The sequence below is a fragment of the Micromonospora citrea genome (assembly GCF_049629545.1).
Classification (GTDB): Bacteria; Actinomycetota; Actinomycetes; order Mycobacteriales; family Micromonosporaceae; genus Micromonospora; species Micromonospora citrea_A.
Genome location: NZ_JBNADX010000004.1, coordinates 193938 through 214551, shown reverse-complemented (window position 1 = coordinate 214551; position 20614 = coordinate 193938). Strand labels below are relative to the sequence as shown.

General features: G+C 73.5%; 16 protein-coding genes. 8 read left to right on the top strand and 8 right to left on the bottom strand.

Going from position 1 to position 20614, the window contains the following annotated elements; genetic code table 11:
* Window positions 1-17: 17 nt before the first annotated feature.
* The 3 genes from ACPFP2_RS07200 (at window position 18) to ACPFP2_RS07190 (ending at window position 4305) form a co-directional block, all read left to right on the top strand.
* Window positions 18-545, top strand: a complete 528-nt coding sequence (locus ACPFP2_RS07200; RefSeq protein ID WP_424087318.1) for a MarR family winged helix-turn-helix transcriptional regulator — start codon at window positions 18-20, stop codon at window positions 543-545.
* Window positions 539-2272 carry an ABC transporter ATP-binding protein gene (locus tag ACPFP2_RS07195; protein WP_424087316.1) on the top strand — a complete coding sequence of 578 codons (1734 nt, stop codon included), beginning with the start codon at window positions 539-541 and terminating at the stop codon, window positions 2270-2272. Before ACPFP2_RS07200 ends, ACPFP2_RS07195 begins: the two co-directional genes overlap by 7 nt.
* A 92-nt stretch (window positions 2273-2364) precedes the next feature.
* A complete protein-coding gene (locus ACPFP2_RS07190) occupies window positions 2365-4305 on the top strand; it encodes an ABC transporter ATP-binding protein (protein WP_424087547.1) in 1941 nt (646 codons plus the stop codon).
* Window positions 4306-4371: 66 nt separating this feature from the next.
* Here ACPFP2_RS07190 and thrS read toward each other — a convergent pair whose 3' ends face one another.
* Window positions 4372-5589, bottom strand: coding sequence for a threonine--tRNA ligase (thrS, locus tag ACPFP2_RS07185; RefSeq protein ID WP_424087314.1), 1218 nt, complete (start codon window positions 5587-5589; stop codon window positions 4372-4374).
* A gap of 645 nt (window positions 5590-6234) precedes the next feature.
* On the opposite strand from thrS, the gene ACPFP2_RS07180 reads away from it, so the two are divergent.
* Together ACPFP2_RS07180 and ACPFP2_RS07175 are read left to right on the top strand one after the other, a co-directional pair.
* The gene (locus ACPFP2_RS07180; protein WP_424087313.1) at window positions 6235-6840 is read left to right on the top strand and encodes a DedA family protein; all 606 of its coding nucleotides are present in this window, start codon (window positions 6235-6237) and stop codon (window positions 6838-6840) included.
* Between the two features lie 611 nt (window positions 6841-7451).
* The gene (locus tag ACPFP2_RS07175; RefSeq protein WP_424087311.1) at window positions 7452-8189 is read left to right on the top strand and encodes a DUF998 domain-containing protein; all 738 of its coding nucleotides are present in this window, start codon (window positions 7452-7454) and stop codon (window positions 8187-8189) included.
* On the opposite strand, the gene ACPFP2_RS07170 is transcribed toward ACPFP2_RS07175, so the two are convergent.
* A complete protein-coding gene (locus ACPFP2_RS07170; RefSeq protein ID WP_424087309.1) occupies window positions 8167-9570 on the bottom strand; it encodes an NAD(P)H-quinone dehydrogenase in 1404 nt (467 codons plus the stop codon). The genes ACPFP2_RS07175 and ACPFP2_RS07170 overlap by 23 nt on opposite strands.
* Window positions 9571-9676: 106 nt before the next feature.
* Here ACPFP2_RS07170 and ACPFP2_RS07165 point away from each other — a divergent pair, with 106 nt between their 5' ends.
* Window positions 9677-10132 carry a gamma-glutamylcyclotransferase gene (locus ACPFP2_RS07165; RefSeq protein ID WP_088977378.1) on the top strand — a complete coding sequence of 152 codons (456 nt, stop codon included), beginning with the start codon at window positions 9677-9679 and terminating at the stop codon, window positions 10130-10132.
* Between the two features lie 168 nt (window positions 10133-10300).
* On the opposite strand, the gene ACPFP2_RS07160 is transcribed toward ACPFP2_RS07165, so the two are convergent.
* From ACPFP2_RS07160 to ACPFP2_RS07145, 4 genes are read right to left on the bottom strand one after another with little or no spacing between them, the layout of a single operon-like run.
* Window positions 10301-11263, bottom strand: a complete 963-nt coding sequence (locus tag ACPFP2_RS07160; protein ID WP_424087308.1) for a GNAT family N-acetyltransferase — start codon at window positions 11261-11263, stop codon at window positions 10301-10303.
* A gap of 42 nt (window positions 11264-11305) precedes the next feature.
* Window positions 11306-12055: an SCO6745 family protein gene (locus ACPFP2_RS07155; protein WP_424087306.1), complete on the bottom strand. Its 750-nt coding sequence runs from the start codon at window positions 12053-12055 to the stop codon at window positions 11306-11308.
* Between the two features lie 31 nt (window positions 12056-12086).
* Complete coding sequence (locus ACPFP2_RS07150) at window positions 12087-13028, bottom strand: hypothetical protein (protein WP_424087304.1); 942 nt, start codon at window positions 13026-13028, stop codon at window positions 12087-12089.
* Window positions 13029-13031: 3 nt separating this feature from the next.
* Window positions 13032-13664, bottom strand: a complete 633-nt coding sequence (locus ACPFP2_RS07145) for an MBL fold metallo-hydrolase (protein ID WP_424087302.1) — start codon at window positions 13662-13664, stop codon at window positions 13032-13034.
* Window positions 13665-13788: 124 nt separating this feature from the next.
* Between ACPFP2_RS07145 and ACPFP2_RS07140 the strand changes: the two genes are divergently transcribed.
* Window positions 13789-14799, top strand: coding sequence for a DUF4349 domain-containing protein (locus tag ACPFP2_RS07140; RefSeq protein ID WP_424087301.1), 1011 nt, complete (start codon window positions 13789-13791; stop codon window positions 14797-14799).
* Here the strand turns inward: ACPFP2_RS07140 and ACPFP2_RS07135 are convergent.
* On the bottom strand, window positions 14753-16015 hold the full coding sequence (locus ACPFP2_RS07135; RefSeq protein ID WP_424087299.1) for an amidohydrolase: 1263 nt from the start codon (window positions 16013-16015) through the stop codon (window positions 14753-14755). The genes ACPFP2_RS07140 and ACPFP2_RS07135 overlap by 47 nt on opposite strands.
* Window positions 16016-16735: 720 nt before the next feature.
* Complete coding sequence (locus tag ACPFP2_RS07130; protein ID WP_424087297.1) at window positions 16736-18319, bottom strand: acyl-CoA mutase large subunit family protein; 1584 nt, start codon at window positions 18317-18319, stop codon at window positions 16736-16738.
* Window positions 18320-18515: 196 nt separating this feature from the next.
* Here ACPFP2_RS07130 and ACPFP2_RS07125 point away from each other — a divergent pair, with 196 nt between their 5' ends.
* Window positions 18516-20588, top strand: a complete 2073-nt coding sequence (locus ACPFP2_RS07125) for a protein kinase domain-containing protein (protein ID WP_424087295.1) — start codon at window positions 18516-18518, stop codon at window positions 20586-20588.
* Window positions 20589-20614 lie beyond the last annotated feature (26 nt).

The window sequence follows — 20614 nt, the reverse complement described above, 5'->3', positions numbered from 1 at the left end:
GGGCTAACGTGTACGCCGTGCAGAGGGACCCACTGATCCGCTTCCCGGACGTGCTGCGCCAGGTGCCGATCGGGCGCCTGGTCTCGGTCGCCGGCCACCTCGTCGACCAGCACTGGGGGCGCTACCTGGCCGAGCACCACGGCCTCACCCCGGCCGGCGCGCGGGTGCTGTTCACCCTCGCCGGCATCCAGGACGCCACCCACCGGCAGGTCGCCGAGCAGTGCTTCGTCCGCCCGGCCACCCTCACCGGCATCGTCGACACCCTCGAACGCGACGGCTTCGTCGTCCGCCGCCGGGACACCACCGACCGCCGCTCGGTGCAGCTCGCCCTGACCGACCGGGGACGCGAACACCTGCGGCAGCTCGTCGACCTGATCCACCGCGACACCCCGCTCACCTCCGTCGACGCCGACCCGGCGAAGAAGGCGGTGATCCGGGAGTTCCTGACCGAATTGATCGTGAGCATGTCCGACGGGGAGGACAGCCGGTTGAACCCACGAATCCATGATCCCGACCAGCCGACGCCGGGGGGCCCGCCGTGCTGATCCGCCTGCTCCGCGGCCATCTGCGCCCGTACCACCGGCCACTGCTCGCGGTGGTGCTCTTCCAGTTCGTCGGCACGATGGCCTCGCTCTACCTGCCGAGCCTCAACGCCGACATCATCGACCTCGGCGTGGCCCGGGGCGACACCGACTACATCCTGCGCACCGGCGGCTGGATGCTGCTGGTCAGCCTGGTGCAGATCGTCTGCTCGGTGGCCGCCGTGTACCTGGGTGCCCGGACCGCCATGGCCTTCGGGCGGGACGTCCGCAGCGACGTCTTCGAGCAGGTGAACCGCTTCTCGGCGCGCGAGGTGGCCCGCTTCGGCGCGCCGTCGCTGATCACCCGCAACACCAACGACGTGCAACAGGTGCAGATGCTCGTGCTGATGAGCTGCACCATGCTGGTCGCCGCACCGATCATGAGTGTCGGCGGCGTGGTCATGGCGCTGCGCGAGGACGTGGGGCTCTCCTGGCTGATGCTGGTCAGCGTGCCGGTGCTGGCGGTGGCGCTCGGCCTGGTCATCCGGCGGATGGTGCCGGGCTTCCGGCTCATGCAGACCCGGATCGACACGGTCAACCGGGTGCTGCGCGAGCAGATCACCGGCATCCGGGTGGTCCGCGCGTTCGTCCGCGAGCCGTACGAGACGAACCGCTTCGCGACGGCCAACGCCGACCTCACCGACACCGCGCTGCGGGTCGGCCGGCTCCAGGCGCTGATCTTCCCGATCGTCATGCTGGTGCTCAACGTCTCCAGCGTCGCCGTGCTCTGGTTCGGCGCGCAGCGGGTCGACGCCGGTCAGATCCAGGTCGGCGCGCTCACCGCGTTCCTCCAGTACCTGATGCAGATCCTGATGGCCGTCATGATGGCGACCTTCATGCTGATGATGGTGCCCCGGGCCGCGGTCTGCGCCGAACGGATCGTCGAGGTGCTCGACACCGACTCGTCGGTGGTGCCGCCGGCCCGGCCGGTGACCCGGGTCGAGGGACGCGGTGAGCTGCAGCTGCGCGGCGTCTCCTTCCAGTACCCGGGGGCGAGCGCGCCAGTGCTGCGCGACGTCTCGTTCCGGGCCACCCCCGGACGGACCACCGCGATCATCGGCTCCACCGGGGCCGGCAAGACCACCCTGCTCACCCTGATCCCCCGCCTGGTCGACGCCACCGCCGGGGCGGTGCTGGTCGACGGGGTGGACGTGCGGGAGCTGGAGCCGGACGAGCTGTGGCGGCGGATCGGGCTGGTGCCGCAGCGGCCGTACCTGTTCACCGGCACGGTCGCCAGCAACCTGCGCTACGGCAACCCGGACGCCACCGACGAGGAGCTGTGGACGGCGCTGGAGATCGCCCAGGCCCGCGACTTCGTGGCCCAGATGCCCGGCGGGCTGGCCGCCCCGATCGCGCAGGGCGGCACGAACGTCTCCGGCGGCCAGCGGCAGCGGCTGGCCATCGCCCGTGCGCTGGTCCGCAAGCCGGAGATCTACCTCTTCGACGACTCGTTCTCCGCGCTCGACCTCGGCACCGACGCTCGACTGCGGGCGGCGCTGCGGCCGGTCACCGAGGACGCGGCGGTGGTGATCGTCGCCCAGCGGGTCTCCACGATCGTCGACGCCGACCAGATCGTCGTGCTGGAGGACGGGGGCGTCGTCGGCCTGGGACGACATGAGGACCTACTGGCCGACTGCCCGACGTACGCGGAGATCGTGGCGTCCCAGCAGACCACGGAGGTGGCGGCGTGACGACGCAGCGCGTACCCGATCAGAAGCCGGCCGCCGAGGCGGGGACGCCGAAGCGGCTGCCCCCGGGCAGGCAGGGCGGCGGGCCGCCGTGGATGGGCGCCGGGATGCCGGCGGAGAAGTCGCTGAACTTCGGGCCGTCGGCCCGGCGGCTGCTGGGCCGGCTCCGACCGCACCGGCTGCACCTCGCCTCGATCATCACCCTGGCGGTGACGAGCGTCGCGGCCAGCGTGGTCGGCCCGAAGATCCTCGGCCACGCCACCGACATCATCTTCACCGGGGTGATCGGCCGGCAGCTCCCCGCCGGCAGCAGCGCCGAACAGGCGGTGGCGGCGGCCCGGGCGGCCGGCAACGACAACTTCGCCGACATGCTGGCCCGGATGGACGTCGTCCCCGGGGTGGGCATCGACTTCGCCGCCCTGGGCCGTACCCTCGCCCTCGCCGTCGCCCTCTACCTGGGGGCCAGCCTGCTGATGTGGTGGCAGGGCTGGCTGCTCAACGGGGTGGTGCAGCGTACGGTGCTGCGGCTGCGCGCCGAGGTGGAGGAGAAGCTCAACCGGCTCCCGCTGCCCTACTTCGACCGGCAGCCCCGGGGTGAGCTGCTCAGCCGGGTCACCAACGACATCGACAACATCTCGCAGACCCTCTCGCAGACGTTGAGCCAACTGCTCACCTCGCTGCTCACCGTGGTCGGCGTGCTGGCCATGATGTTCTGGATCTCGCCGCTGCTGGCCCTGGTCGCCCTGGTGGCGGTGCCGCTGTCGGTGCTGGTCACCGGGCAGATCGCCAAGCGGTCGCAGCGCAAGTTCATCGCCCAGTGGACCCACACCGGCGAGCTGAACGGGCAGATCGAGGAGGCGTTCACCGGCCACGAGCTGGTCAAGGTCTTCGGCCGGCAGCGGGAGGTGCAGGCCGCCTTCCACGCCAAGAACGACGAGTTGTTCGCCGCCAGCTTCGGCGCCCAGTTCATCTCCGGGATCATCATGCCGGCGATGTTCTTCATCGGGAACCTCAGCTACGTCGCGATCGCCGTGGTCGGCGGGCTGCGGGTGGCGTCCGGGTCGATGAGCCTCGGCGACGTGCAGGCGTTCATCCAGTACTCGCGGCAGTTCACCCAGCCGCTGACCCAGGTGGCGTCGATGGCGAACCTGCTCCAGTCCGGGGTGGCCTCCGCGGAGCGGGTGTTCGCGGTGCTCGACGCCGAGGAGCAGAGCCCCGACCCGGAGCCGCCGGCCCGGGTCACCGATCCGCACGGCCGGGTCGAGTTCGCGCACGTCTCCTTCCGGTACGACCCGGACAAGCCGCTGATCGAGGACCTGTCCCTGGTCGCCGAGCCCGGCCACACCGTGGCGATCGTCGGCCCGACGGGCGCCGGCAAGACCACCCTGGTCAACCTGATCATGCGCTTCTACGAGCTGGACGCCGGGCGGATCACCCTCGACGGGGTGGACGTCACCACGCTGCGCCGGGACGACCTGCGCGGCCGGATCGGCATGGTGCTGCAGGACACCTGGCTCTTCGGCGGCACCATCCGCGACAACATCGCGTACGGGCGGCCGGACGCGAGCGAGGAGGAGATCCACGCTGCGGCCCGGGCCACCTTCGTGGACCGCTTCGTGCGCAGCCTCCCCGACGGGTACGACACCGTGATCGACGAGGAGGGGAGCAACGTCAGCGCCGGCGAGAAGCAGCTCATCACCATCGCCCGGGCGTTCCTGGCCGAGCCGTCGCTGCTGATCCTGGACGAGGCGACCAGCTCGGTGGACACCCGCACCGAGGTGCTGCTGCAACGGGCGATGGCGGCGCTGCGCTCGGACCGGACCAGCTTCGTGATCGCCCACCGGCTCTCCACCATCCGCGACGCCGACCTGATCCTGATGATGGAGAACGGCCGGATCGTCGAGCAGGGCACCCACGAGGAGCTGCTCGCGGCGCACGGCGCGTACCACCGGTTGTACCGGGCGCAGTTCGCCGGGGCGCTGGTGGACGACGACGAGGCCGGGGCGACCCCCGAGCCGGCGTCGGTGCGGGGCTGACCAGCCGTGTCGACACTGCCGGGGCGGTGGCCGGGGCGGGAGCGCCCCGGCCGTCGCCCCGTACCGTCAACCGGCCGGCAGCAGGTCGTGGGACCGGTCGGCGACGACCCGGCCGACCAGCCGCAGGGCGTCCGCGACCGGCACAGGGTCCAGGCCACGACCGTCGCGCAGGCGCAACGCCACCGACCCGTCGGCCGCCTCCCGGGCGCCGACCACCCCGACGTACGGGACCTTGCGGTGGGCCGCGTCGCGGACCCGGGCGCCCAGCGAACCGGCGTGGTCGACCTCGACCCGCAGCCCGGCGTCGAGCGCCCGACGGGCCAGCTCCTCCGCCGCGTCGGCCTGCCCGGCGTCGACCGGGAGCACCACCAGCTGCACCGGGGCGTACCACGCCGGGAAGGCGCCCTGGTGCACCTCGATCAGGTAGGCGAAGAGGCGTTCCATGCTGCCGACCAGGCTGCGGTGCACCATCACCGGCCGTCGCCGGGCGCCGTCGGAGTCGGTGTACGACAGGTCGAACCGCTCCGGCTTGTCGAAGTCGAGCTGGACGGTGGAGATGGTGGACTCCCGGCCGGCGGCGTCGAGGACCTGGATGTCGATCTTCGGGCCGTAGAACGCGGCCTCCCCCGGGGCCTCGGTGAACTCCACCCCGTCGAGCGCGGCGCGCAGCAGGTCCTCGGCCCGCGCCCACTGCGCGTCGTCGCCGACGTACTTCTGGCCCGGCCCGCGCAGCGACAGCCGGAACCCGGCCGGCCGGACGCCGAGCGCGGCGTGCGCCTGCCGGATCAGTCGCAGGATCTCCCGCACCTCGTCACCCACCTGTGCCGGGGCGCAGAAGTTGTGCGCGTCGTTGAGCGAGATGGCGCGCACCCGGGACAGCCCGCCGAGCACGCCGGAGCGTTCCGCCCGGTACATCCCGCCCAGCTCGGCGACGCGCAGCGGCAGTTCCCGGTAGGAGCGGCCCCGGGCCCGGTACACCAGCGCGTGGTGCGGGCAGAGCGCCGGCCGCAGCACGAACTCGTCGTCGGCGGAGAGCCGCAGCGGCGGGAACATGTCGTCGGCGAAGTAGCCGAGGTGGCCGGAGAGTGCGAAGAGTTCCCGTTTGCCCAGGGGCGGGGAGTAGATGTGCCGGTAGCCGGCCCGGCGCTCCAGTTCCCGGACGTACTCCTCGACCGCGTGCCGGGCGGCGGCGCCGGCCGGCAGCCAGATCGGCAGCCCGGCCCCGGCGAGCGGGTCGGAGACGAACAGGTCCAGTTCCCGGCCGAGCCTGCGGTGGTCGATCATGTCGCTCTCCTTGATCGGGTACGACCCGGGGGCGACCTGGTCCGGAACGCCGCGAGGCCCCGGGGCGGATCGCCCGGGGCCTCGTCGACGGGATACGTCAGTGCGGCGCGCCGGGATCTCCCGGCGTCGTGGTCACCACCGCGCTGCGCATGTGGCGACGGTACGACCGCCCCGCCTGCCGGGACCACCGGTTTTACGGACGGCCGAGGCCGGCACGGCGCCGGCGGGATCACCGGTACTCCGGGTGGCCGAGGCCGGCGCCTCGCTCGGCCGACAAGGGCCGACGAGGGCGGCCGTGCGGGCTGCGGGAACGGAGGCGGGGGCGCGGGCGGGGCGCGCAGAGGCAGGGTGGGCCGCCGGCACGGGACCTGCCGGCGGCCCGGCGCGGCCCGGTCGTCGGGAACGGGGGGCCCGACGCGCAGCGGGCCGCGTCCCGTCAACGGTACGCCGATGACCGCCGATGCGCCGTCCCGGGCCGGTACGGATTCCGGGCGACCGATCCGTCACATCGTGTCGAGCTGCGTCGTTGTATTCCGGTGGCCTGTCGTGTCCGTGGTCACCACCGACCGGGGCCGTCCGCGGTGACGCCGGGCACGCCGGCAGGCTCGGGGGACGTGATCGGCCTTGACCGGCGAGGTGGCAGTCGTGCCCGAACTTCTCACTGAGATGGCGTCGCCGCAGTGGGCGTACCTCGCGCTGCTGGGACTGCTGATCGCCGACGCCTTCGTGCCGGTCGTCCCCACCCAGGTCGTCATGATCACCGGTGGCGCGCTCACCGTCTACGGCGGGCTGAGCCTGCCGCTGACCATCGCCGTCGGCGCCCTCGGTGTCTTCACCGGTGACCTCGCCTGCTACCTGCTGGGGCGCAGCGCCCCCGGCCGCCGCGTGCCCCGACACTCCGAGCCGACCCGGGCCCGCCGGATGGCCGGACGGGTCACCCGGGGACTGCGTCGCCCCGGCCCGCTGGTCATCCTGCTCTGCCGCTTCGTGCCCGGCGGCCGGATGGCGGCCTGCTTCTCCGCCGGCCGCAGCCGCTACCCGTGGCGGCTCTTCGTCCTCTACGAGGCCCTGGCGGCGACGGGCTGGGCCGCGTACGGCGGGCTGGTCGGCCATCTCGGTGGCGCGGCGCTGACCGAGTCGGCCTGGCAGTTGGCGGTGATCGCGGTCGCGGCGGCGGTCGGGTTCGCGGCGGCGGGCTGGGCCATGACGGTGCTGGGCGACCGCGTCCGCCCCGAAGTTCCCGTCGACTGACGGCCCCGGCGCCCGCCACCGGCTCACCGCGCCCCACCGCCCGACCAGCCGAGCCGCCGCACGCCACGCGCCACCGACGATGACCGGCCACCACCGCAGCGGGCCCACCGCCTGCAGACCTTGCGCCCGGCCACGCACCGGGGCCGGTGTCCCGGACACGCTACGGACCTGATCGCACAGGTGGATCACCTGACGGGTGGCGGTCGACGCGATCCATCTGTGCGATCAGGTCCGTAGCGTCGGTCCGACCCCTCTCCCCTCAGGTCTTCTTCGGCCTTCGGCCCTGATGGCAGCGGAGGCTCCGGATGCCCACCACCGGGCTGCGAGGGACGACATGGGCAGTGCCAAGAGCGACGGCCGACCTGGGCGAGCGGGGCAACGAGGCGGAGCGACGACGTCCGACCGCGCGGGGGCAACGACGGCGGTGTCGGGCAAGGACGCCCGACCGCGTGGGGCGAGGACGCCCGGCGGTGGCGCGGGGTTTGGGGGCAGCAGCCCGTGGAGAGTCGCGCAGGGACATCGGCGCAGGATCCACCTAGGGGTGGTCTCCCGGATCGATGTCGGTGGGCGTCCCGGATCCGTTTCGGGCGGACGCGGCGACAGGCTGGGGCATGCGTGGAAACCGGGCCCACGGCCTGCTGGCCCTCGGCGGCATCGCCCTGGCGGCGCTGCTCGCCGTGATCGGTCACCTCGAGGTGAACGACGATCTGAACCCCTGGTCACTGACCGTCAGCGACTTCGCCGTCTCCGACCGGGGCGGCGTCGTCGACGCGGCCATGGTGGTGCTCGCCGTTGCGACGGCGGTGCTGATCCCGCCCCTGTGGCGCACCCGCCCCACGCCCGACCCCGGCAGGCAGCCGGCCGACGGGCACCGCGTCCGGCGGGGCGGCCGCCGAAGCGCAGCCACGGCGCTCCTGCTGGCCTGGTCCACCGGGCTGGTCATCGCCGCCGTGGTGCCCACCAACCAACCGGGGACGCCCATGGACACCACCGCGCAGCTGCACCGGTACGCCTCGGTGGTCGCCTTCCTCGCCCTGCCGGCCGCCGGCTGGTTGCTCGCCGGTCACCTGAGCGCCCGCACCGCGGGTCTGCTGCGCGCCCTGGCCATGACCAGCCTGCTGCTGGCGGGGGCGATGGTCTGGTCGGCATACCCGGGCGACCGGGTGCTGATCGGTCTCGCCGAGCGGCTGCTCATCCTCGCGGAGGTCGTGCTGCTCGCCGTGGTCGCGGCCGCCCTGGCCCGCCCGCCGGCGAGCACGCCGCCGACCTCCGCTGACCCGTGCGTCCGCCGGGCCGGACCACGCGGCCGGCCCGGCGGCGCGGCGGCTACTCCAGTTCGTGGAGCATGAGCTGGCGGGCCGCCTCGGTGATCGAGCCGGACAGCGACGGGTAGATCGTGATCGTCTGGGCCAGCTCGTTGACGGTGAGGTTGTTCTCCACCGCCATCGTGATCGGCAGGATCAGCTCGCTCGCCTTCGGCGCGACCACCACACCGCCGATCACCTGGCCGCTGGCCGGCCGGCAGAACAGCTTCACGAAGCCGTCGGCCAGGTCGTCCATCTTCGCCCGGGCGTTGCCCGACAGCGGCAGCATCACCTGGCGGGCGGGCACCTTGCCGGCGTCCACCTCGTCCTGGGAGACGCCGACCGTGGCCAACTCCGGGTCGGTGAAGACGTTCGCGGCGACGGTACGCAGCCGGAGCGGGCGGACCGCCTCGCCGAGCGCGTGCCACATGGCGATCCGGCCCTGCATGGCGGCGACACTGGCCAGCGGCAGCACCCCGGTGCAGTCGCCGGCGGCGTAGATGCCGGGGACGTTGGTGCGCGACACCCGGTCGACGGTGACGTAGCCGCCCTTGGCCAGCTCGACGCCGTACTCCGCCAGGCCCAGACCGGCGGTGTTCGGAATCGAGCCGACGGCGATCAGGGCGTGCGAGCCGTACACGACCCGGCCGTCGGAGAGCTGGACCTCGACACCGTCGTCGGTACGCCGGACCGCGTCCGCCCGGGAGTTGTTGAGGATGCTCATGCCCCGGTTGCGGAACACCCGCTCGATCGCCATCGCGGCGTCGGCGTCCTCGTGCGGCATCACCCGGTCGCGGCTGGAGACCAGGGTGACCTGGACGCCCATGGCCAGGTAGGCGCTGGCGAACTCGGCGCCGGTGACGCCGGAACCGACCACGATCAGGTGCGCGGGCAGCTCGGGCAGGTCGTACACCTGCCGCCAGGTGAGGATCCGCTCGCCGTCCGGGACGGCGGTGGGGAGCTGGCGCGGGGTGGCGCCGGTGGCGACCAGGACGGTCGAGGCGGCGATCGAGTACTCACCGCCACCGTCGGCCGGGGTGACGACCACCCGGTGGGTGTGACCGAGCGTGTCCTCACCCAGCCGGGCGGTGCCGGCGACGAAGGTGACCCCGGCCTTCACGAGCTTGGCGTGGATGTCGGCGGACTGGTGCAGCGCCAGCCGCTTCACCCGGTCGTGGACCGTACGGGCGTCGACCGTCACCGCCTCCAGCCCGTCGGAGTGCACCCCGAACTCCTCGGTGTCCCGGTAGCCGGTGACCACCTCCGAGCTGGCGATGAAGGTCTTCGACGGGACGCAGTCGGAGAGCACGCAGGCGCCGCCGGCCCCCTCGGCCTCCACCACGGTGACGTCGGCGTCCAGTTGCGCGGCGACCAGAGCCGCCTCGTAGCCGGCCGGCCCGCCGCCGATGATCACTATCCGGCTCACAGCGCTCGCCCTTCCGCAGTGCTCACAGTGACTTTCTTCTCCCGAACACGTCCGACACGCACCGTCGTATTCTCCCCCACCCGTCCGCCGGGCTATCGTCATCGCCGTGCGTCACTACGCCGCCTACGGCTCAAACCTGGACCCCGCCCGGATGCGCGCCTACTGTCCGCATTCGCCGATGGTGGGCATCGGCTGGCTGGAGGGCTGGCGGCTGACCTTCGCGGGCGAGGACGTGATCGGCTGGGAGGGCTCCGTCAGCACCGTCGTCGAGTCCCCGGGCGACCGGGTCTTCGTCGCGCTGTACGACATCCACCCGTACGACGCCGCGCAGCTCGACGAGATCGAGGGCGTGACCGCCGGCACGTACCGCAAGCTGCACGTGCGCGTCTCGACCCTGGACGGGGACGTGACCGCGTGGATCTACGTCTTCGACGGCTACGAGGGCGGCCTGCCGACCTCCTGGTACCTGTCGGAGATCGCGAACGCGGCCGAGAAGGCGGGTGCGCCGGACGACTACGTCAGCGAACTGCGGTCCCGCCCCACCGGCACCGCGTCGGCCTAGGGCGCGGGTCGGCCAGGGCGCGCAGCCGGGCCTCGGCGGCGGCGCCGACACCGTTCGGGCAGCCCCGGCACGCGCGGCTCCTCGACAGCCTCTCCGCGTGTGTCGCACGCGCCCAGTCTGCTCCCGGTGTCCCCGGCGCGTGTCGCCGACCCCGGCCGGCGTCGCGCATCACACACCGACGGCGGGGACGCTCCGCTCGTACATGTCGGCCCACCGCTCCTCGCGCAGCCCCACCGAGTGGTAGAGCGTGACCGGTGAGGTCGGGTTGGTGAGGTCCACGCCGAGGCCGGCGGCGGCCCGGCCCTTCGCCGCGTAGACGGTGAAGGCTCGCCGCAGCAGCGCCGCGCCCACCCCGCGCCGCCGGTACGCGGGCAGCACCGACAGGGTCTTCACCCAGCCCATGTCCTGATCCAGCGCCTGGTCGGAGGACTGGAGCGCGCCGGCCGGCTCGCCGTCGACCTCGGCGACGAACCACTCGTCCCAGACCTTGGTGTAGCCGGGGAGCTGGTCGCGCCAGCCGTCGAAGCCGACCGGCTCGTAGTCCGGGGTGTCCCGGAACGCGGTGTCGAAGATCCGGTGGAACAGGCGCAGGTCGGCCTCGTCGTCGGCGCGCAGCGGGCGGACGGTCACCCCGGGCGGGGACGGCGGCTCGGCGGGCAGCCCGGCCAGCGGCCGGCTCATCCGCACGTACCGCTTGACCCGGGTGAAACCGGCCTCGGCCAGCTCACCCGCCCAGCGGGTCTCCGGGGCGAAGACGGTGGTGCGGGCGGTCAGCGCCGGCAGGCCCCGCTCGGCGGCCCGCTCGGCGATCCGGTCGAGGACCCGGGCGAGCAGCGGCGCGCGTACCCCCACGCCCCGCTCGGGGTCGACGTAGACGTCGACGAACTCCCGACCCACACCGGTGGGGTTGTCGATCAGGGTGCAGCCGACGACCCGGCCCTCCGGATCGCTGATCAGCCACGAGTCGCGGGCCGGGTCGAAGAAGGGTGCGGTCAGCGCGGCCTCGACGTCCTCGGCGTCGAAGTCCGGGTGGCCGATGGTGAAGGTGTCGGCGGCGTGCACCACGGCGAGGATCGCCGGCACGTCGTCCAGGGTGGGGCGGCGGGCGGTCCAGCCGGCGGGAAGCGTCACGGCGCAGATGGTGGCAGGTACCCCGCCCCTCGCGCCGCCGAATTATCGGACGGCCCCGGTGCGCAGCCCGGCCCGGGTGGCGGTGAGCAGCGCGACCAGCTCGGTGCCCTCCCCGGGCCGGAGCACCCGGAACGCGGTCGAGGCCAGCCGGTCGGTCACCGCCTCGGCCCAGAGCCGCCGCCGCACCAGCGGCCCGACCGGCGGGTACGGCGGGGACCAGCCGCAGGCGGTCGCCCCGGCCTCCCCCTCCGGCCCGGCCAGCACCGCCTCCAGCGGGGTCATCCCGCCGGCCCGCACCGCCAGCAGGTACGCCCCGGTGAAGTGCTCGCGCAGCAGCAGCAACGCCACCGCCGCCCGGGCGCCGGCGGCGTGTTGCGGCACCGGCATCGCCCGCCAGGCGGCGAAGAGGGGCATGCCGGTGGCGTCCGCGGCGGCGACGACTCGTTCCAGCAGCACCGCCAGCCGGGGCGTGCCGGGCAGGTCGTCGAGGTGCTGGGCACCCCAGCGGCAGCACTCGGCGAGGTTCGCGGCGGCGACCTCCAGTGGCCGGACCACGCGGGCGGAGGCGTCCCAGCCGTCCGCGACCGCCTCGGGGGCGATGAAGCCGATCGCGGCGGCGACGGTCTCGGCGCGTACGTCGCCGAGCGCGCCGGCCCGCCCGGTGATGTAGAAGGCCCAGCCGGAGATGCCGAGCAGCCGGGCCCGGCGCAACGTGCCCGGGCAGCGACTGAACGCCTCCCCCAGTTCGAGTACGGCCGGTTTGCTGGCGGCCGCCACCTGCTCCGGGGTCATCGCCACCGCCTGTCGCGCGCATCCATCGCGCTCAGTCTGCCTCGCCCCCGCCGTCGGCGGCATCCTCCTCTTCGGCGTCCAACGCCTCGATCGCCGCCTCCACCTCACCCGTGCGGCGGCGGGCGGCGGTGAGCGCCCGTTCCGCGCCCCGTCGGGCCAGTTTCGACCGGCTCAGCTCCTGCTCGGCGGCGGCCCGCCGGCGTTCCAGTTCGGCCAGTTCGACCTCGATCCGGTCGAGGGCTGCGGCACCGTCCCGCTCGGCGGCCGCCGCGCCGTCCAGGTCCTTCTCGGCCCGCCGCTGTTCGCCGCGCGCCGCCGTCAGCTCCCGCTCCAGCGTCCGACGCCGGCCGGCCCGTTCGGCCCGGGCGGCCCGGGCCGCCGCCCGCTCGTCGCGGGCCCGGCGCGCGCCGTCGGAGTCGGCCTCCTTCCCGGGTACGCGGACAGCCTCCTCCCCGCCGCCGGTGACCAGGCGCAGTTGTGGCCGGGGCACCTCGCCGAAGCCGGCGTAGTGCGCCGCCTTGAGCAGCTGTCCACTGCGCACCTGCTCGGCGACCTCGGTGTCGGCGAGCGCGGCGTTGAGGGTGGACTCCACCTCGGCCAGCGGCAGGCGCGCGGCCGGGGGCGCGTCCGGGGTGCGGGCCGCGATCCGGCGTACCTCGGCGACCAGGGCGCCCACCACCGCCCGCCGCTGGGCGGAGAGTTCCCGCAGCTTCGGTCCCTTCAGGTCGCGCTGTGCGGTGCGCAGCGCCTCGGCCAGCTGCGCCAGGTCGGCGACCAGCTCGGGGCGTTCCAGGGCGAGCAGGTTGACCAGCCAGGCGGCCACGGTGGGGCGCTTGAGCCCGGCGATGCGGCGGGCGGCGGCGGCGTCACCGGCCCGGCGGGCCTCGGCGACGGCGGCGTCCCGGGCGGCGACGAACTTGTCCGGCGGCGTGCGGTAGAGCTGCTGGACCACGTCGGACGGGGGTGCGGCCACGGCTCAGACGTCGATCCGGGTGCCGGGCTCGACCCGCTGGTAGTCGGTGCGGGACAGGGCCGTGTACTGCCGGTCGAGGACGCCGAAGCCGTTGCCGTTGAGCAGCCCGTCGTGCAGGGCGTACGCGCGGCGCGGGGCGACCGCCCGGATGAAGTCGACCACCTCGGAGAACTTCGACCACGGCGCGTGGATCGGGGCGAAGAGCGTCTCCACCTCGACGCCCTCGGGGACGTGCAGCGCGTCGCCGGGGTGGTAGACGCGCCCGTCGAGCAGGTAGCCGACGTTCTCGACGACGGGGATGTCGGGGTGGATGACGGCGTGCCGGCCGCCGAGGGCGCGGACCGGGACACCGGCCGCGCTGAATTCCTCGCCGGGGGTGACCGGGGTGAACGCCTCGGCCGCGTCGCCGAGGACGGCGGCGAGCGAGGCGGGCCCGCGTACCGGGACGGGAGCCTTCTCCAGCCGGCGGGTGAGCGCTTCGACGTCCACGTGGTCCGGGTGCTCGTGGGTGATCAGCACCGCGTCCGCCCCGTCCAGCGCCGTCGCGGCGTCGCTGAACACGCCCGGGTCGACGACCAGCACCCCGCCGTCGTGCTCGACCCGGAGACAGGAGTGGGCGTACTTGGTGACCTGCATCGTGACTCCTCGATTATCGAATCGTGATGTCCTCGTCGCAGTCTGCCGGAACCGACGCGGTGTCGCGTCGCGTCCGAGCTATCGCCCAGGTGGAGAGCCGGGGACCGGAGAGGACGGAGCGGGGATGGCGGAACGAATGACGACGCGGCGCGGGGGTGTGGCCCTCACGGCGCTGGGGCTGGTGGCGATGCTGCTGGCCGGTTGCGGGGCGGCGGACCGCTCGGATTCGGCCGGAGACTCGGCGGCGCGGGCGCCGGCCGCGGAGGCCCCGGCGGGCGGCGCCGCGGAGCGTGGCGCGGCCCCGGAGCAGGGCAAGGCCGGGGCGGGTGCGCCGGACCTGCGGGTCGACCAGCGGTCGATCATCTACACCGGAACGATGCGGGTGCAGGTGGACGACGTGGAGGACGCGGCCCGCAGGGCGGTGACCGCGGTGACCACGGTCGGCGGCTTCGTCGGCGGGGACGACCGGCGCAGCGTGGCCGCCAGCGCGCAGGCACGGCTGGAGCTGCGGGTGCCGGCGGAGAAGTTCACCGCGCTCCTCGACGAGTTGGCCACGTACGGCCGGCAGCAGCGCCGGGAGGTGAAGGCCCAGGACGTCACCGAGGCGGTCGTCGACCTGGACGCCCGGATCGCGACCCAGCGGGCCCGGGTGGAGAGTGCCCGCAAGCTGCTGGCCCGGGCCACCTCGGTCTCCGAACTGGTGACGTTGGAGCGCGAGGTGGCCGAGCGGGAGGCCGACCTGGCCTCGCTGGAGGCGAAGAAGAAGCGGCTGGCCGACCTGACCGCGCTCTCCACGATCACGGTGACCTTCGTCGGCAAGGACGCCTCGACCGCCGAGGAGGAGGCCGAGACCGGTTTCATGGTGGGGCTGCGCGGCGGCTGGAAGGTCTTCGTCGCCTCGATGAGCATCCTGCTCACCGTGCTGGGGGCGGTGCTGCCCTGGCTGTTGACGTTCGGCGTACCCCTGGTGCTGGTCGTGGTGGTGTTGCGCCGGCGGCGTCGGCGGACCGCGCCACCGCCGCCGCCCACGACGCCGGTCGGTGGGCCGCACCCGCCGGCTCCCGGCGGGCCCCGCCCGCCGGCTACCGCTACTGCCGGGCCACCGCCAGTGCCTTCAGCGCGGTCTGCACCATGAGGCGTACCCCGGCGGGGATGGCCCGCTCGTCGACGTCGAACGACGCCCGGTGCAGGTCCACGTTGGGCCCGGACCGGCCGACGCCGAGACGGGCCAGCGCGCCGGGGACGTACTCCAGGTACCAGGAGAAGTCCTCACCGCCCATGCTCTGCGGCGTCTCGGCGATCCCCTCGGGGCCGAGCGCCGCGGCGGTGGCGGCGGTGAGGACCTGGATGGCCCGGGAGTCGTTGCTGACCGGCGGCCGCCCGCGCAGGTACTCCAGGTCGACGGTGGCACCGGTGGGCGCGATGACGTCCCGGACGACCTGAGCGACGATCTTGGGGGCCTGCTCCCAGGTGTCGCGGTCCATCACCCGCAGGGTGCCGGAGGCGCACGCCTCGGAGGGGATGACGTTGTACCGGGTGCCGGCCGAGGCGTGGCCGAACACCAGCAGCAGCCCGCTGTTGGCCGGCACCCGGCGGCTGACCAGGGCCGGCACCTCGGTGACCAGCCGGCCGAGCGCGTCGACCAGGTCGACGGTGAGGTGCGGGCGGGCGGTGTGCCCACCCGGGCCGGTGAGCCGGACGGTGACGTTGTCGGCCGCGGCGGTGATCGGGCCGACCCGCAGGCCGACCTTGCCCACCGGCAGGTTCGGGTCGCAGTGGACGGCGAAGATCTGGACCACGTCCTCCAGGCCGCCGGCCTCGATGACCTCCAGCGAGCCGCAGGGCAGGATCTCCTCGGCCGGCTGGAAGATCAGCCGGACCCGGCCGTCGAGCTGGCCGGCATCCTTGAGCTGTGCCAGCAGCATGCCGACGCCGAGCATCACCGTGGTGTGCACGTCGTGGCCGCAGGCGTGGCAGACGCCCTCCACGGTGGACCGGTACGTGACGTCCTTGACGTCGGTCAGCGGCAGCGCGTCGATGTCGGCGCGGAGCGCGACGACGGGCCCGTCCGGGCGGCCGTCGATGTCGCAGATGACCCCGTTGCCCTTGGGCAGCAGCCGTGGGTGCAGGCCGGCGAGGGAGAGCTCCCGGGCGACCAGCGCGGCCGTCTCGAACTCCTCCCCGGAGAGTTCCGGGTGGGAGTGGATGTGGCGCCGGGTGGCGATGAGCCCGGGCACCCGTAGGGCGAGCAGATGATCCAGATCAAAAGGCAGGGGTTGGGACCCGGACGGCGCCTCCGGCCAGGACGACGCCAGCTGGCTACCGTTCGGCAGCGTCAACGCACTCGTCACGTCGAATTCTCGATCACTAGGAATGGATGGATCATCGGGGAGGACAGCAGACAGCCTAGACCTCCGACGGTGACGCTGCGCAACCTCGTTACGGTAGTGATCGGACCGCACAGCGTCACGTAAGCCCTGGTGGGAGGGCTCGAATATTTGCGGGACAGCAGGTAGATCGCGGTCGAACGCCGTCATCTGCCCCCCACCTCCTACAACGCGTAACCGATTTGGGCGGTCGCGAAATCGGCTCCGAATCCGTGGCCGTTACCGAATTGTCGCATTAGTCGCAGCAATTCACGGCCGCTCCGACAATTAACCGACGACCCTCGGCGGTCGGGCGACTCCCGACGGTGACACGGCTGTCCCATTCACGACCGGACATGCTGTCCGTCGGAGTTCATCCGCTCGCTTTACCCCGGGATCCGCGGGGGCACACGCCCGCCCGGAGGCTCCCGCCGCCCCGTCGGCGATCCGGAGGCCACACCGTGACGTCGTCACCGAGGGTAGCTCCGCCCGTGCCGGAGCCACGACTCCACCCGTGCCCAGGTCGCGACGACGTCCCGCCCCACCGCCGTCCGCGCCGAGCCCCTCCCGGTCACCGTCCGTCGCGTCACGCCCCTCCCACCGCCGTCGGGCGCTGCCCGAACACGGCGACGGCGGCCCCACCGACGCGGTGAGCGCCGGCGGGACCGCCGTCGGGTCGTCCCGCCGGACGGCGGGGACCGTGGATCAGAAACGGTCGCTCGGGCGGTACGTCCCCCAGACCTGGCGCAGCGTCCCGCAGACCTCGCCGACGGTCGCCCTCGCCCGCAGCGCCTCCTTCATCGGGAAGAGCACGTTCGCGCTGCCCTCGGCGGCGGCGCGCAGCTCGGCCAGGGCCCGCTCGACCGCGCCGTTGTCGCGCTCCGCGCGCAGCCTGGCCAGCCGCTCGGCCTGCGCCGCCTCGATGGTCGGGTCCACCCGCAGCGGCTCGTACGGCTCGTCGGTGTCGATGGTGAAGCGGTTGAGCCCGACCACCACCCGCTCGCCCGAGTCGATCTCCTGGGCGATCCGGTACGCCGACTGCTCGATCTCCCGCTTCTGGAACCCGGCCTCGATGGCGTCCACCGCCGAGCCGTGGTCGAAGACCCGGTCCATCAGCTCGTTGGCCGCCGCCTCGATCTCGGCGGTCATCGCCTCCACCACGTACGACCCGGCGAACGGGTCGACGGTGGCGGTCAGGTCCGTCTCGTACGCCAGCACCTGCTGGGTACGCAGCGCCAGCCGGGCCGCCTTCTCGGTGGGCAGCGCGATCGCCTCGTCGAAGCTGTTGGTGTGCAGCGACTGGGTGCCGCCGAGCACCGCGCCGAGCCCCTGCACCGCCACCCGGACCAGGTTGACCTCGGGCTGCTGGGCGGTCAGCTGCACGCCCGCCGTCTGGGTGTGGAAGCGCAGCATCATCGACTTCGGGTCCTGCGCGCCGAAATCGTCACGCATCAACCGGGCCCAGATCCGCCGGGCGGCGCGGAACTTGGCGACCTCCTCCAGCAGGGTCGTCCGGGCGACGAAGAAGAACGACAGCCGGGGCGCGAAGTCGTCCACCGCCAGGCCGGCGGCGAGCGCGGCGCGGACGTACTCCACGCCGTTGGCCAGGGTGAACGCGATCTCCTGCGCGGGCGACGCGCCGGCCTCGGCCATGTGGTAGCCGGAGATGGAGATGGTGTTCCACTTCGGCACCTCCTTGCGGCAGTACGCGAAGGTGTCGGCCACCAGCCGCAGCGAGGGCTTCGGCGGGAAGATGTACGTCCCCCGGGCGATGTACTCCTTGAGGATGTCGTTCTGGATGGTGCCGTTCAGCGCGCCGCCGGCGACCCCGTTCTCCTCCGCCACGAGTTGGTAGAGCAGGAGCAGCACCGAGCCGGGCGCGTTGATCGTCATCGAGGTGGAGACCTTGTCCAGCGGGATGCCGTCGAAGAGCAGCCGCATGTCCTCGATGGAGTCGATCGCCACGCCGACCTTGCCGACCTCGCCGTGCGCGATCGGGTCGTCGGAGTCGTAGCCCATCTGGGTGGGCAGGTCGAACGCGACGGAGAGGCCCATCGTGCCGGCCCGCAACAACTGGTGGTAGCGCGCGTTGGACTCGGTGGCGGTGCCGAAGCCGGCGTACTGCCGCATGGTCCACGGGCGGGAGGTGTACATCGTCGGGTAGACGCCACGGGTGTACGGGTACTCGCCCGGGCCACCCAGCCGGGTCTCCAGGTCCCCGGGCAGGTCGGCCGCCGTGTAGACGCCCTTGATGGGGAAACCGGACTCGCTGGACCGCCGTTCGCTCATCACCGGATGGTAGGACGGCGGGACGTGCCGTTGGGTGAGGGATTGCGCACACCTGTCCGGTGGACGGGAGGTGAGGCCACGGGCACGTACCGTCCGGTAGGCAAACGACCGCCGCGTCGGGTTTCGCATCGGGCGTCGGAACCAGCAAGATAGAGAAGTTGTGTCCCAGCCCCCTCGACCTCCCGGTGGCTTTTCTGTGACTCAGATCCCGACGTGGAGCGGCGGACCAGTGAGTCCCCCCAACGGACGCGCGGCGCCCGGCGCCACCATCGGTGGCCGCTACTCGCTGCGTTCGGCGGTGGGCAACGGCGGCATGGGCACGGTCTGGCGCGCCACAGACACGCTGCTGAGGCGGGACGTGGCGGTCAAGGAGGTCGTCCTCCCGCCGGGGCTGGCCCCCAGCGACCGCGACGCGATGTACGAGCGCACCCTGCGCGAGGCCCGGGCCGCCGCGGCCATCCAGCACCCCGCCGTGGTCCAGGTGTACGACGTGGTCACCGAGGGTGGCCGGCCGTGGATCGTGATGGAGCTGCTGGACGCGCGCAGCCTCGCCGACATGGTCATCGAGGACGGGCCGGTCGCGCCCCGGGCGGTCGCCAAGATCGGCATCGCGCTGCTCGGCGCGCTGGAGGTGGCGCACGCCAACGGCGTGCTGCACCGCGACGTCAAGCCGGCCAACGTGCTGATCTGCACCGACGGTCGCTGCGTGCTGACCGACTTCGGGGTGGCCCGGATGCCCACCGACGTCCAGCTCACCACCCCCGGCATGGTGCTCGGCTCGCCGCACTTCATCTCCCCCGAGCGGGCCATGGGGCAGGACTTCGGCCCACCGAGCGACCTGTTCTCCCTCGGCGTGACGCTCTACACCGCGGTGGAGGGGCGACCCCCGTTCGACAAGGGCGACCCGATCGAGACCATGCACGCCGTGGTCGAGGACCCGCCGGCCACGCCGCAGCGCAGCGGGCCGCTGACCCGGGTGCTGATGGGCCTGCTGGAGAAGGACCCGGCCCGCCGACTCGACGTGCACACCGCCCGCGGCATGCTCCGCGAACTTCTCGCCGGGCCGCTGACCAGCACCGCGACCGCGGTCAACTCGGTCACCGACCCGTACGCGGTGGTGCCGGTGCAGCGCCCGTCGTCCCCGCCCCCGACGGCCCGGCCGGAGCCGAAGCCGAGCGGACAGATCGGCGGCCGGGCCATGCTCGGCCCGGGCGAGTCGCTGACCGACCGGCTGGCCGCGCTGCGCCGGGGCCAGCGCCCGGAGCCGGCGGCCGCCCCGGCGGCCGGGCTCGACGACACCAGCGCGGACGCGCTGGCCGGCCCGCTGCACACGCCGACCGGTGCGATGCCCGCGCCGGCCCGCCCGGCCGGCGCCACGTACGGCGGCGCCCCGGAGGCCACCCAGCACCTCGGCGCCCGGCAGTCGGACGCGACCCAGCGCATCGGCGGGCACCCCGACGCGACCCAGCGCCTGGGCACCGCCCACCCGGACGCCACCCAGCGGGTGTACGGCGGCGGCACGCCCGACGCCACCCAGCCGGTCTACGGCGGCGGCCAGTGGTCGGTGCCCGGCACCGGCCAGCCCTGGACCGCCGCGCCGGCGGACCCGGCGCCCGGCTCCGGTGGCGGCGCGTTCGACAAGGTCAAGGGCACCGGCGGGCAGCTGGTCACCACGGTCAAGGGCTGGCCCCGCAAGCTGCAGCTCGCGGCAGCCGGTGGGCTGGCCGTGGTGCTGCTGGTCGGCGTCATCGCGCTCTCCGGCGGTGACGACCCGGCGCCGCCCGCCCCGCAGCAGGCCCAGCCGACCGCGCCGGCCGGCGGCGCGGCGCCGGAGATGCAGGAGCACAGCGGCAAGGGCGTCCGGTTGATGGTGCCCAAGGGCTGGCAGCGCAAGAGCGCGGGCGACTGGGTGGACTACGTCGACCCGGCGGACGAGAGCCGCAAGGTCCGCATCCTGGTCGAGAAGGGCGGACGCACGTCCATGGGCTGGGCGGAGGTGGCCGAACAGAACCTCCAGAAGTTCAAGTCCTGCGCCAAGCCCTACAACCGGGTCGACCTGACCGAGCAGAAGCTGGCCGGCAAGGACGCCGCCGAGCTGGAGTACACCTGCGGCGACGGTGACACGATGCGGCACGGCGTGTGGCGCGGCCTGGTCGACGGCGGTCGGATCTACTCGTTCTACCTGACCTCCACCGACGCGAAGTTCGGCGAGAGCAGGCCGATCTTCGACGAGATGGTGCAGTCGTTCCAGCTCACGGCGGCCGGCTGAGTCGAGGCCACCGGGGCGTGGTGATC

Excerpts from the sequence above, each read along its gene's own strand:
- ACPFP2_RS07190 (WP_424087547.1), top strand. The coding sequence starts at position 2,365 with ATGGGCGCCGGGATGCCGGCGGAGAAGTCGCTGAACTTCGGGCCGTCG.
- thrS (WP_424087314.1), bottom strand. The coding sequence starts at position 5,589 with ATGATCGACCACCGCAGGCTCGGCCGGGAACTGGACCTGTTCGTCTCC.
- ACPFP2_RS07175 (WP_424087311.1), top strand. The coding sequence starts at position 7,452 with ATGCGTGGAAACCGGGCCCACGGCCTGCTGGCCCTCGGCGGCATCGCC.
- ACPFP2_RS07155 (WP_424087306.1), bottom strand. The coding sequence starts at position 12,055 with ATGACCCCGGAGCAGGTGGCGGCCGCCAGCAAACCGGCCGTACTCGAA.
- ACPFP2_RS07145 (WP_424087302.1), bottom strand. The coding sequence starts at position 13,664 with ATGCAGGTCACCAAGTACGCCCACTCCTGTCTCCGGGTCGAGCACGAC.
- ACPFP2_RS07140 (WP_424087301.1), top strand. The coding sequence starts at position 13,789 with ATGGCGGAACGAATGACGACGCGGCGCGGGGGTGTGGCCCTCACGGCG.
- ACPFP2_RS07130 (WP_424087297.1), bottom strand. The coding sequence starts at position 18,319 with ATGAGCGAACGGCGGTCCAGCGAGTCCGGTTTCCCCATCAAGGGCGTC.